Origin of the sequence: Pseudorhodoferax sp. Leaf267 (assembly GCF_001422405.1) — a bacterium.
Classification (GTDB): Bacteria; Pseudomonadota; Gammaproteobacteria; order Burkholderiales; family Burkholderiaceae_C; genus Pseudorhodoferax.
The window spans coordinates 133,992-146,908 of record NZ_LMMV01000024.1 but is presented as its reverse complement, the minus strand read 5'-3'; the positions used below and the strand labels follow the sequence as shown (position 1 = coordinate 146,908).

Annotated in this window: 8 protein-coding genes; 3 read left to right on the top strand and 5 right to left on the bottom strand. The window is 70.4% G+C overall.

The features are described from left to right. Positions 1 to 21: 21 nt before the first annotated feature. Both ASF43_RS24255 and ASF43_RS24250 read left to right on the top strand, forming a co-directional pair. Complete coding sequence (locus ASF43_RS24255) at positions 22 to 1,557, top strand: M20/M25/M40 family metallo-hydrolase (protein WP_056186986.1); 1,536 nt, start codon at positions 22 to 24, stop codon at positions 1,555 to 1,557. 222 nt (positions 1,558 to 1,779) lie between these two features. Continuing rightward, a complete protein-coding gene (locus ASF43_RS24250) occupies positions 1,780 to 2,316 on the top strand; it encodes a hypothetical protein (RefSeq protein ID WP_056186983.1) in 537 nt (178 codons plus the stop codon). A 30-nt stretch (positions 2,317 to 2,346) separates the two neighbouring features. Here ASF43_RS24250 and ASF43_RS24245 read toward each other — a convergent pair whose 3' ends face one another. The 4 genes from ASF43_RS24245 to ASF43_RS24230 all read right to left on the bottom strand — a co-directional run bounded on the left by ASF43_RS24245 (position 2,347) and on the right by ASF43_RS24230 (position 7,260). Continuing rightward, the gene (locus ASF43_RS24245; protein ID WP_056186980.1) at positions 2,347 to 3,141 is read right to left on the bottom strand and encodes an SDR family NAD(P)-dependent oxidoreductase; all 795 of its coding nucleotides are present in this window, start codon (positions 3,139 to 3,141) and stop codon (positions 2,347 to 2,349) included. A 37-nt stretch (positions 3,142 to 3,178) separates the two neighbouring features. Further along, positions 3,179 to 5,326 carry a fatty acid oxidation complex subunit alpha FadB gene (fadB, locus tag ASF43_RS24240; RefSeq protein WP_056186977.1) on the bottom strand — a complete coding sequence of 716 codons (2,148 nt, stop codon included), beginning with the start codon at positions 5,324 to 5,326 and terminating at the stop codon, positions 3,179 to 3,181. Positions 5,327 to 5,514: 188 nt separating this feature from the next. Then, entirely contained in the window at positions 5,515 to 6,264 is a 750-nt protein-coding gene (locus ASF43_RS24235) for a TerC family protein (protein ID WP_056186972.1), read from the bottom strand. Positions 6,265 to 6,402: 138 nt separating this feature from the next. Further along, on the bottom strand, positions 6,403 to 7,260 hold the full coding sequence (locus ASF43_RS24230) for an acyl-CoA thioesterase II (protein WP_056186969.1): 858 nt from the start codon (positions 7,258 to 7,260) through the stop codon (positions 6,403 to 6,405). Positions 7,261 to 7,510: 250 nt separating this feature from the next. On the opposite strand from ASF43_RS24230, the gene ASF43_RS24225 reads away from it, so the two are divergent. Then, positions 7,511 to 10,186, top strand: coding sequence for a LuxR C-terminal-related transcriptional regulator (locus ASF43_RS24225; RefSeq protein WP_056186966.1), 2,676 nt, complete (start codon positions 7,511 to 7,513; stop codon positions 10,184 to 10,186). 101 nt (positions 10,187 to 10,287) lie between these two features. Here the strand turns inward: ASF43_RS24225 and ASF43_RS24220 are convergent, their stop codons facing one another. After that, positions 10,288 to 12,789 carry an AI-2E family transporter gene (locus ASF43_RS24220; protein ID WP_056186964.1) on the bottom strand — a complete coding sequence of 834 codons (2,502 nt, stop codon included), beginning with the start codon at positions 12,787 to 12,789 and terminating at the stop codon, positions 10,288 to 10,290. Positions 12,790 to 12,917: the final 128 nt, after the last annotated feature.

Genomic DNA, 12,917 nt, shown 5'->3' with positions numbered 1-12,917 from the left:
CAACGGCGTATCGTCCAGGGCATGAACACTCTCCGCCCCCTTCTCTCCCTGGCCGCAGGCGTCGCCCTGGTCGCCGCATTCACCGCCAACGCCGCCGAGCTGTCCCCTGCCGCGGCGGCCCAGCATGCACAGGCCAGCTACCGCGAGTATTTCGACCTGCTGGCGCTGCCCAACGACGCGATCGTGCCGGCCGACGTGCGCAAGAACGTCGAGTTCCTGGAGGCATCCTTCAAGAAGCGCGGCTTCACCACGCAGCAACTGCCCAACGACGGCAAGCCCATGCTGTTCGCCGAACTGCCTGGCGCCGATCCGCAACGCAAGACCATCCTGTTCTACATGCACCTGGACGGCCAGCCCGTGATCCCCGCGCAGTGGGCGCAGAAGAGCCCGTGGGTACCGGTGCTCAAGCGACGCACGGCCCAGGGCGGCTGGGAAGAGATCGACGCGGCGCCGCTGTTCAGCGGCCCGGTGGACCCGGAATGGCGCGTGTTCGGCCGCTCTTCGGCGGACGACAAGGCGCCGATCATGATGTTCCTGGCCGCCATCGACGCGCTCAAGGCCAACGGCGCCGCACTGGGTGTCAACGTCAAGGTCGTGCTCGACAGCGAGGAAGAGAAGGGCTCGCCCTCGATCGGCAAGGTGATGGCGGCGCACCGAGATCTGCTGCGCGCCGATGCCATCGTCATCCACGATGGGCCCATGCATGCCACCAACCGCCCCACGCTGGTCTTCGGCAACCGTGGCGCGGCCAAGGCCATGCTCACGGTGTATGGCGCCAAGGTGCCGCTGCACAGCGGCCACTACGGCAATTACTCGCCCAACCCGGCCCAGCGCCTGGCCACGCTGCTGGCCTCGATGAAGGACGAGCAGGGCCGCGTCACGGTGCGCGGCTACTACGACCAGGTCAAGCTCGGCGACGCCGAACGCAAGATCATGGCGGCCGTGCCCGACGACGAAGCCGCCTTGCAGCGGCGCCTGGGTATCGCCAAGCCCGACCGGGTGGGCGCCAACTACCAGGAGGCCATGCAGTACCCGTCGCTGAACGTGCGGGGCATGGCGTCGGCCGCCGTGGGCGACAAGGTGGCCAACATCGTGCCCGACACCGCGGTGGCCGAGCTCGACCTGCGCACCACGCCGGACTCCGACGCCAAATACCTCGGCAAGCTCATCGAAGCCCACATCCAGGCCCAGGGCTACCACCTGGTGCCGGGCGCGCCGACCGACGAGGACCGCAGCCGGTACGAGAAGCTCGCGACCTTCAGCTACCAGAGCGAAGGTGGCAACGCCGCCGGCACCCCGATCGACTCGGCCGTCGGCCAGTGGGCCTACCAGGCGATGGTGGCGGCCTTCGGCACGCAGCCAGAGCCGGTGCGGATCCGCATGATGGGCGGCACCGTGCCCACGGCGCAGATCGTGGAAGCCCTGCGCGTGCCGTTCGCCATCGTGCCGCTGGTCAACGCCGACAACAACCAGCATGCAAGCAACGAGAACATGCGCATGGGCAATTACGTGGACGGCATCCGCACCATCTACAGCCTGATCACGCGGCCCTTCTGACGGGCGACGGGCAGGGCCTGCGAGCCGGCACTCGGCGTTTTATCTGACTGCCGGCAGCCACGCGGCGCGGTATGGTTTCGCATGGCCTACACCGCTCCCCCCTCCACCACCGACCTCCCTCCATCGCAAACGGCAGTGCCCGGCGCGGGCGTGCCACGCGTCCCGGCGCCACCCGCTCCCAGCCTGGAGCACCGGGCCCGCGTGTGGATCAGAGACAACCCGATGAGCGCTGCCGTGCTGGCGCTGGTCGCGGGATCGATCGTGACGCAAGGCGCCCTGGTGCTGTCGAGCCGCCCGCCCCGGGTGCAGGCCCAGCGGCCCCCGCGCGTGCGCGCCGAGCGCGTGCGCCGCCCGAGCATGCCCTGGCTGGCGGCGCTGGTGCAGCTGGCCACGGCCGATCGCGCGACCCAGGCGGCGGCCGTGACGCAGGCAGCGCAGGAGGTGAAGGAGCGGTCAGGCCTCGAGCAGGCCTTGCAGGAAGCCGCCACGCTCTGGCACTCGCGCCAGCGCATCGCCAAGGACTCGCAGCACGCCGTGGCCGACACCGCCAAAGCCCTGCGCAGCGCGGCCGGCGACCTGGCCGACGAGGCATCGTCACGCCTGCGCGCCGATGCCCAGGCCGCGGCGGGCCTGGTGCACAAGGCCGGTGCCCAGGCGCTGGTGCAGGTCAGGCGTTCGGCAGCCGAGCACCCGCTCGGCACCATCGCCGCGGCAGCCGGCATTGCCTTTGCCTTGACGCTGCTGAGCGGGCGCCGCTGACCCGTTGGACGGTGGCCCGGGCCTGGCGCATCAGCGCGGCGCCATGCGGATGGCGCCGTCCAGCCGCACGCACTCGCCGTTGAAGTAGCCGTTCGTGATCATGGTTTCGGCCAGCTGCGCGTATTCGTCCGGGTTGCCCAGGCGCTTGGGGAATGGCACGGAAGCGGCCAGCCCCGCCTTCACGTTCTCGGGCGCGCCCTGCAGCAGCGGCGTGTTGAAGATGCCCGGCAGGATGGTGTTCACGCGGATGCCCTCGCCCATCAGATCGCGCGCGATCGGCAGCGTCATGCCGACGATGCCGCCCTTGCTGGCCGAGTAGCTGGCCTGGCCCATCTGGCCGTCCACGGCCGCCACCGAGGCGGTGTTGACGATGGCGCCGCGCTCGCCGGAGTTGTCGGCGTCCTTGAGTGGCTCCAGCGTCAGCATGCCGGCCGCGCTCTTGGCGATGCAGCGGAAGGTGCCGACCAGGTTGATTTGGATCACGCGGTCGAAATTGGCCAGCGGGAAGTGCCGGATCTCGCCCGTGGTCTTGTCGCGGCTGGCGGTCTTGACCGCCCCGCCGACGCCGGCACAGTTCACGAGGATGCGCTCCTGGCCGTGCGCCGCGCGCGCTTTGGCAAAGGCGGCATCGACCTGCTCTTCGCTGGTGATGTCGACCTTGCAGAACACGCCGCCGATCTCCCGGGCCAGGGCTTCGCCCTTCTCGGCGTTGAAGTCGAACAGCGCGACCTTCACGCCGGACTTGGCCAGGCGGCGCGCGGTGGCGGCGCCCAGGCCCGAGGCGCCACCGGTGACGACGGCGGCGATGCTGGAATCGAGTTGCATGGAATCTCTCTCTGGGGGGTGATGAGGGGTGGGGAAATCAGAGCGGGTAGTAGCGCTCGCCGCTGGCGGCCATCTCGCGCATGCGCGGCGTGGCCACGTAGGCCGGGCCCAGCGCGGCGTGCTTGTCGCTGAGCGCGACGACATGCTGCAGGCCCAGCCAGTCGGCGTACTTGAGCGCGCCGCCCGCATGGGCCGGGAAGCCGATGCCCAGCAGCAGCGCCATGTCGAGCTCGGCCGGCGTGGCGACCACACCCTCTTCCAGCGCGTGCGCGGCCTCCACCAGCAGGGGCAGCATCATGCGTTCGACGATCTCGGCGTCGCTGAACGTGCGGCGGCCCTGCGGCTGCAGCGTGGCGACGAGCGCATGGGCAGCGGGGTCGGCCGACTTGCGCGGCTTGCCCGCAGGGTCGTTCTCGTAGCGGTAGAAGCCCGCGCCGGTCTTCTGGCCGTAGCGCTGGTGCGCCACCATCAGCGCGATGGCGTTGCGCGCGATGGGCCGGATGCGCTGCGGGTAGCCGGCGGCGATCACGTCGAACACGTGCGCGCCCACATCCATGCCCACCACGTCCTGCAGGTAGGCCGGGCCCATGGGCCAGCCAAAGGCTTCCATCGCGCGGTCCACCGCCTCGAAGTCGGCGCCATCGGCCAGCAGCTGCACGAAGGCATTCACATACGGCGTGAGGATGCGGTTGACCACGAAGCCCGGGCCGTCCTTCACCACGATGGGCGTCTTGCCCATGGCCAGCGCGTAGCCCACGGCCGTGGCCACGGCCGCGTCGCTGGTCTGGCTGCCCTGGATCACCTCGACCAGCGGCATCACGGGCACGGGGTTGAAGAAATGCATGCCGACGAAGTTTTCGGGCCGCGCCAGCGGCTGGGCGATGTCGTCGATGCGCAGGCTGGAGGTGTTGGATGCGATCACCGTATCGGCCCGCACCGACGCTTCGAGCGCGGCCAGCACCTTGCGCTTGACGTCCAGGTTCTCGACGATGGCCTCGATCACGCAATCCACGTCGTCGAAGCCGGCCTCGTCCAGCTGCGGCCGGATGCTGGCGCGGATGGCCTCGGCCTTCCCGGGCGTGAGGCGGCCGCTCTTGAGCTGCCTGGCCAACTGCTTGCCGGCCTCGGCCATGCCCAGGTCGAGCGCGCCCTGGGCGATGTCCTTCATGCGCACGGGCGTGCCGCGCAGCGCGCTGGTCACGGCGATGCCGCCGCCCATGGTGCCGGCCCCCAGAACTGCGCCCTGCCGCACGGGGCGGGCCGCGCGCGCATGGCGCTTGTAGAGCTTCTTCAATGCCTGGTCGTTCAGGAAAGCCTGCACCAGCGAGGCCGCGGCCTGCGTCTTGGCCACGCGGCCGAAGGCGGCGGATTCCAGGTCCAGCGCGCCAGCCCGGTCGCGCGTGGCCCCCGCAGCCATCATCTCCAGGGCCGTGACAGCCGCCGGCTGGTGCCTGGCCGTGCGCGCCAGCGGTGCGCGTGCGGCCTCGGCGATGGCGCCGGCCTCGGCGGCCGACAGCGCGGTGGCCGCGCGCTTGCGCATCTGCGCGCCCTGCCAGTCCACCTCGCCGCGCACGGCGCGCTGCAGCAGCGCCAGCGCGCGTTCGCGCAGCTCGGCCAGCGGCGCCACCTCGTCCACCACGCCGGCCGCCAGTGCCCCCGGCGCCCTGGCGGGCTTGCCGCTGGCCACCCACTCGATCGCCGTGGCCAGGCCCGCCACGCGGGCCAGCCGCACGGTGCCGCCGAAGCCGGGGAACAGGCCGAGCTTGACCTCGGGCACGCCGACCTGGGCCGTGTCGGCCATCACGCGCAGCGGCGCCAGCAGCGCCAACTCCAGCCCGCCGCCGAGCGCAAAGCCGTTGATGGCGACCACGCTGGGCACGGCCAGGTCCTCGAAGCGGTTGAGCATGTCGTTGCTCGCGCGCACGCCGCTGGCGATGGCCTCGGCGCTCTGCTGGAACTTCCTGCCGAACTCGGTGATGTCCGCGCCGACGATGAACACGTCCTTGGCGCTGGTGACGAGCACGCCGCGCACATCGGGCGCGTCCGCGATCAGCGCCGTCGCCTGGCGGAATTCATCGACCGTGCGCGCGTCCAGCTTGTTGATGGCCTCGCCGGTGCGGTCGAAGCGCAACTCGACCAGGCCGTCTGCCAGCGGCAGGACCTGGATGCTGTGGCCTTGGAACAAGGGGCTCTCCTCATGGCCGGCGGAGTGCCGGGTGTGGAGAAAAGTCTAGGCAAGGCCGCAGGAGCCGGCCATCGTCCGAACAGACGAAATCGGCGGGGCGCTGCGCTGGGCCGCGCCACGAAAAAAGGCCGGTCCAAAGACCGGCCTTTCCAGATGGCCACCCACGTGGCGGCCAAAGCGCAGCGCGCTCAGTGGTGCGCCACCGGACCCTTGCGCGCAGCCAGGGCCTTGCCGATAGCCAGCACCAGCAGCGCGCCGGCAATGTGGGCCGTCCAGTACAGGGTGTTGGAGATCACGGCCTGGCCGTTGGCGTCCATGGTGCCCAGCTTGGGCATGAACAGCCACTTGTCGGGGTGCACGAAGGCCGGGTCGGTGACCAGCATGCCGCCGGCGATCCAGCCCAGCAGCATGCCGCCCAGCGTGATGATCAGCGGGTAGCGCTCCATGAGCTTGATCACCAGTTGGCTGCCCCAGACGATGATGGGGATGGAGATCAGCAGGCCCAGCACGACCAGCAGGAACGAGTGCTCGCCCGCGTTCTGCGCGGCGCCGGCGATGGCGATGACGTTGTCCACGCTCATCACCAGGTCGGCCACGATGATGGTCTTGATGGCCGCGAACAGCTTGTCGCTGCCCTGGATGTCGCCATGGGCATCTTCGTCGGGCGCCAGCAGCTTCACACCGATCCACACCAGCAGCACGGCACCGATGAACTTGAGGAACGGCACGGCCAGCAGCGTCATCGCGAAAGCGATCAGGATCACACGCAGCACGATGGCACCGGCCGTGCCCCAGATGATGCCCTTGGTGCGCTGGGCGGGCGGCAGCTTGCGGCAAGCCAGGGCGATCACCACGGCGTTGTCGCCACCCAACAGAATGTCGATGATGATGATCTGCCCTAGCGCAATCCAGAAGGCGGGCGAAGTCAAAAAGTCCATAGTTCCTCGGTATTTGGGGCCAGATGCGGGCCGATTCGGGTGCGAACTGTAGCTGAGAGGAAGCTGACTGCACACCCGCATCTGCCGCAGCCAACCAGCTCTTGCTGCGCCCGCACAAATGCGCTAGGGCCCTTGTGCTCAGGCCCGCACGCGCACCAGTCCCTCTTGCGCGACCGATGCCACCAGCTGCCCGTCGTGGCTGAACAGGCTGCCGCGGCAAAAACCCCGCGATCCGTAAGCCGATGGCGAGTCGGCTTCGTACAACAGCCAGTCGTCGCAACGGAAGTCGCGGTGGAACCACATGGCATGGTCCAGGCTCACGCCCTGCACCTTGGGGTTGCGGAAATCCAGGCCGTGCGGCTGCATGGCCACGCCCAGCAGGCTGTAGTCGGAGGCATAGGCCAGCATGGCCTGGTGCAGCAGCGGGTCGTCGGGCAGGCGGTCCACGGTGCGCAGCCAGGTCTGCGCCGCCGGCGCCCAGGTCGAGCGGCCCAGCGGCGGGCGCCCGTCGGCGAAGCGGAAATCGATCGGCAGCGACAGCGGCTGGTGCGTCTGCTCCTGCAGCGTGTCGGGCCCGGGCACGGCGGGCATCGCGCGCTGGTGCTCCACGCCGGCCTCGCGCCGGTGGAACGAGGCCGACATCGTGAAGATCGCCTCGCCATGCTGGACGGCGACCACGCGGCGCGTGGTGAAGCTGCCGCCGTCGCGGATGCGCTCCACGTCGTAGACGATGGGCGCCTTCTTGTCACCCGCGCGCAGGAAGTAGCCGTGCAGCGAATGCGCGGCATGCGCGTCCACCGTGCGGGCCGCGGCCATCAGGGCCTGGCCCAGCACCTGGCCGCCGAACACGGCCGGGGCACCGATGTCGCTGCTGGTGCCGCGAAACAGGTTCTTCTCCAGCTGCTCCAGGCGGAGTTGCTCGACCAGCGCATGCAGCGCCTCGCGGCGGCTCGAGCGGACCTCGGGCGCTTGGGCGCTGTCGTTCTTCAAGTGCATGCTGGCAGGTCTTCCATCGAGAAAAGCAAGGGCGCCAGGGCGGTGGGGCCGCCCCTGGTGCCGTGTTCGACGCGCGGCAGTTTAAGCCGCAGAATCCGGCACGCCGATCGTCGGAAGCGACGGTACAACCAGCACCGCCCCCGACCCCGATGCCGGCTGCGCCCCAGGAGACAAGCCTTCGGCCGATTGCCGCCGACACTCTCGCCGCCCCTGCGCACCGTAGCAGCCCGTCCGACCCTCCATGTCCGCGATGTCGCCCACCGTCCCCCGCATCTTCGAAGCCAAGCTCAGCCCACCCTCGGTGGCCCACACCCAGGTGCTGCGCACCGCCATCGGCGACGCGATCGCCGGCACGGCAGCGCGCCTGGTGCTGGTGCGCGCGCCGGCCGGCTTCGGCAAGACCACGGCCATGGCGCAGGCGCTGCAGCGCCTGGACGCGCAGGGCACGGCCACGGCCTGGCTCACGCTGGACCGGGCCGACAACGACATGTCGCGCTTCGTCATCTGCCTGAGCGAGGCCGTGCTGCGCCTGGGGCTGGAGGCCCCGCGCGGCAACGCGCCGTTCGACGCCGTGGCCGCACTGGCCGCGCACGAGGCGCCCTTCGCCTTGTTCCTGGACGAGTTCGAGGTGGTGCACGAGCCCGCCGTGCTGGGCCTGGTGCGCGAGATCGTGGAGCACATGCCGCGCGGCGGCCGGCTCGTGATCGGCTCGCGCAGCCTGCCCGACCTGGGCCTGGGCCGGCTGCGCGCGCGCGGCCAGCTGCTGGAGATCGACACCGACCGCCTGCGCTTCAGCCTGGAGGAGACCGGCGCCTTCCTGGGCCAGCGCGCCATGCCTGCGCTGTCGGCCGAGCGGCTGGACCAGCTGCACCGCAAGACCGAGGGCTGGGTGGCGGCGATCTGGCTGGCGTCCATGGCGCTGGAGCGGCCCGGCGTCGCGGTCGATTTCGTGGAGCGCTTCTCGGGCTCGGACCGGGCCGTCGCCGAATACCTGGCCGAAGACGTGCTGGCGCACCAGCCCGGCGCGATCCGCGACTTCCTGCTGCGCACCAGCATCCTGCGCCAGGTCAATGCCTCGGTCTGCCATGCACTGCACCCGCATGGCGACAGCGCTGCCATCCTGGAGCAGCTGGCCGCCTCCAACCTGTTCCTCACGCCCATCGCCGGCCAGGGGGACGGCGAGGCGCACTGGCGCTACCACAGCCTGTTCGCCGACTTCCTGCGCGCGCAGCTGGCGCGCGAGCGGCCCGACGAGCTGGCGCGGCTGCACCTGGCCGCCTCGGGCTGGTACGAGGCCCAGGGCCGGCCCGTGCCGGCCATCGACCATGCCATCGAAGGCGGCGACCACCCGCTGGCGCTCACCCTGCTCGACACCTGGGCCGAGCATTTCCTGGAGCAGGGCCGCATGCGCATGCTGGCGCGCTGGTTCGCCGCCATCCCCGACGCACAGCTGCGCCAGCACCCGTTCCTGCAGCTCATCGCGCTGTGGGCCGAGTGCTTCACGCACGGCCCCTGGGACGCCATGCGCCGCCTGGAGGCGTCGGACTGCGTGAACAGCCCCATCCCCGAGGTACGCGCCTGCGCCCAGACGCTGTACCCGCTGCTGTGGGCCATGCAGGACCGCTACGACGAGGCCTACGAGGCGGGCCGGGCCTGCCTCTCCCGCCTGCCCACGGGCCTGGCCTTCGCCGACGGCGCGCTGCTCAACGCCATGGCCAACATCCTGTCGGTGATGGGCGACCGCCACGCCTCGCAGCGCCTGCTGGACGCCGCACGCAGCCAGCAGGGCCAGGGCGACCGCACCTTCAACCGCATGTACACCGAGTCCTGCGAGGGCATGCTGGACCTGCAGGCCGGCCGGCTGCGCCAGGCCACGGCGCGCTTTCGGATCGCGGTGGACTCCACGCATGCCGTCACCTACAACCACAGCCACGGAAATGCCTGGGCCGGCGTGCTGTACACCGGCGTGGTCTACGAGGCCAACCAGATGCTCAAGGCCGAGCACCTGCTCAACGTGTACCTGCCACTGGCACGCGACGTGGGCCTGCCCGACCACATGATCCTGTCGCACGTGATGCGCTCGCGCATCGCCTTCCATGCGGGTGACATCGACGCGGCGCTGCAGGCGCTGACCGAGCTCGAATACCTGGGCCATGCGCGCCAGCTGCCGCGCGTGGTGGCCGGCGCCAAGCTGGAGCGCTCGCGCATGCTGCTGCTGCAGGGCAACGGCCCGGCCGCGCGCGACGAACTGCTGCGCGCCGACGACCCCGTGCTGTGGGAACGCGAGCGCCGCCAGCGCCTGCCCGCGCACGACCTGGACTACCTGGCCCTGGCCAAGGCGCGCTGGGAGATCGCCTTCGGCGACCCGCGCGCTGCCCTTGCCGTGCTGGACGCCGAGCTGCACGCCGCCACCGCCGCCGCGCGCGAGCGCCGCGCGCTCAAGCTCAGGGTGCTGCGCGCGCTGGCACTGCAGCGTGCGGGCGACCTGACGGCCGCCGTGGCCGAGATCGGCGCGGTGCTGCAGACGGCCAGCCAGGAAGGCTTCATGCGTTTGATCCTGGACGAAGGCGCGGGCGTGGGCCGGCTGCTGCAGCGCTACGCCGCAGCCGCACAGGAAGCACCCGCCGGCCGCGGCGACCCGATCCTGGCCGAATACCTGCAGCGCCTGCTGCATGCCGCCGGCCCGCTGGCCGCGCCCGAGGCCGATGCGCCTGCGACTGGCGGCACCGAGGAGCCCCTCACGCGCAAGGAGATCCGCGTGTTGCAGTTGCTGGCCGAGGGCTACTCGAACAGCGCGATGGCCGAGAAGCTGTTCGTCTCGGACAGCACGGTGCGCACGCATCTGCGCAACATCAACATGAAGCTCGATGCCAAGAGCCGCACGCAGGCGGTGGCGATTGCGCGCAAGCTGGGCGTGATCCGCTGAGGGGCCGGCGGCACCGCATGTGCCGCCCCTGGTATTCGGTTGGCCGGCTGCCGGTGGTCCGCGCGGGCGTCCCGCCGCACGCCGTGCTGCGGGGCCGCGGATCAGCCCACCGCGATGGGCTGCCCGACGATGGCCGATGCCTGTTGCGGCACCTCCTCGCTGGGCAGGCTGACTTTCCAGTCCAGGCTGTGCTGGTGCAGGGTCGCCACCAGGTCGTCGGCCATGGCCTCGAGCAGCTTCACTTCCCGGTCGGTCATCATCCTGGGCTGCAGGTCCAGCAGGCACAGCGAGCCCAGCAGGTGGCCGCTGGCGCTGCGCAGGGGCGCGCCGGCATAAAAGCGCACCCCCTTGGCCGCAAGCGCCGGGTTGCCGGCGAAGCGCAGGTCGCGCGCCACGTCCGGCACGACCATGGTCTGCGAGGTGGCCACGACATGGCCGCACATCGACAGGGACCGCGGCATGTTGAGGTCCTCGCTGGCAAGTGCGGCGCTGCCACCCGGCCCGGCGCTGGTGAGCGAGCCGCGGGCCGAGCCGATGATCTGGCGGTCGTGGTCGATCAGCGAGACCATCGCCAGCGGCACGTCGAAGATGTCGGCAGCGCGCTTGGACGCGGCATCGAACAACGGAATCGCCCGGGCGTCGAGCGCTCCGCTCTGGCGCAGCGCCTGAACGCGGGCGCCGTCGTCGGGCAGGACCGGGGCCGGCTCGTAGCCCCCGGCCAGGCGTGCCCCGGTCAGGGCCACGATCCGCACCACGGCCTCGTTGACCGAGGTGACCACGGCATCGGCGCCCAGGTCCTTGCACGCCTGCTCGCCCAGCAACTCGGGCGGCGCGTTCCACAGGCCCAGGATGATCTGCGCATCGGGCCAGCGCCTGCGCAGGCGACGGCAGAACTGGCGCGCGGCGATGCGCGGATCACCACTGAAATACGACAGCAGGATGACCTTGGCCCCCTTGATGTCGAGCCGCCCGACGTAGTCGGCGCTGACCGTCGCCGCAGGGCGGTGCTCTGCCGGAATGCCTTCGAGCGACAGCACATGGGCGAGCATGCGTGCCGCCAGCGAGTCCACCTCCCACTTGGCACCCAGGCAGACGGCCATCAGCTGGCCGGAGCTCGTGGTGCTCGGGTTCTGGTCGGCGACATCGTCGATGAGTGCGTTCATGCCGATGACCACGCGGTGGCGGTGCTGCGCCGTGGACGCAATCGCATGGTCGTGGCTTGCCATGCGCAGCACCGGCAGGCCCACCTGATCGTAGAACGCGGTCACCTTGCCACCGGCCGTCTGTTCGTGTGCGAGTTCGGTCGCTTCCTCGACGTCGCCGGCCAGCAGGCGCTGGTAGATCCGCGTGGGCGTGTCCAGCGCGGGCTGGCTGCCCAGCAGCACGTCCAGGAACTGCAGGCGCGGCAGGTAGCGCCCGATCACCAGCAGGCAGACAGTCAGCGGCGTCGACATCACCAGGCCGACCGGTCCCCACATGGCCGTCCAGAAGATGGCCGATGTCATGAGCGAGATCGCCGACAGCCCGGTGCTGGCGCCATACAGCAAGGGGGCGATGATGTAGCTGCTGATGAGCTGCAGCGCGGCGATCAGCCCGAGCGTCCACAGCACCATGCCCCAGCCCGGGTCGATGGCGAACGCGAGCACCAGCGGGAACACCGACGAGAGCATGGGCCCGACATAGGGCACGAAGCGGGTGATCACCGCCGCCACGCCCCACAGCAAGGCCCCCGGTATGCCGATCAGCCACAGGCCCAGCGCGAACGGCAGCCCGAAGCTGGCATTGACCACGAGCTGCATGATCAGGTACTTGCTGATCCGCGCCCCGGCCTCGTCCATGGCGTCGGTGGAACGTTGCAAACTGCCACCCCACAGCCGCAACATGCGGTCGCGCAGGTCCAGGCGGTCCAGCAGGATCAACACGACGAACACCATCACGATGCCGGTGGTCGCCAGTGGCCCGCTGCCCAGCCTCAACCAGTCCGTCGCCTGCTCGATGACCGACTGGGGCGTCTCCTCGATCAGGACGCGCCGGGGCGGCAGGTCGCCGCTCGCCTGCGATGCGGCGGCCGCCGGGCGTGGCGCTGCCACCACCACATTGATCTCGCGGCGCACGGTCTCCAGCGTCCTGAGCGCGCCCTCGAACATGCCGGGCCGGTCGACGTTCTGTCGCAAGGTCTTCAGTTTGTCGGCGATGTTGCTCTGGTAGGTGGGCAGGCGCGCACTGAGCGTGGAGACCTGCGTCGCCAGAAAGGTCGCGCTCAGCGCGATCACGGCGAGGGTCGCGATGGCCACCACGATCACGGCCGGCGTCCTGGGCAGGCCCAGGCGCCTGAGCTTGACGACGAGCGGGTCCAGCACGAAGCCGAGGAAGATGGCCAGTGCCAGGGGCACCAGCACGTCGCGGCCGAAGTACAGCCCCGCGATGATGCAGGCCGCCGTGACCAGGCCAATGGTGAGCTTGAGCTCCGGCAGCAAGGCGAGGATGGCCTGCGTGGCTTCGCCCGCCGTGCCGAAGGTCGGCGCCAGCGGATCGCTGGGCCGGCGCGCCCTGTCGTCGTCGTGCAGCTCGCCGCTTTGTGGACTCTGGAGTTTGTCGGTCACTGCTCACCTTTTTCACGAACCGGGCTGGTTGTGCGCGCCTGTCCGTTGCGGACAGGCTGGAGCATAGGGCCCATCGGCAGCGGGCGCTTGTAGGCGCTCAACGGCAGTGCCGGTGAACTTTCGGACAG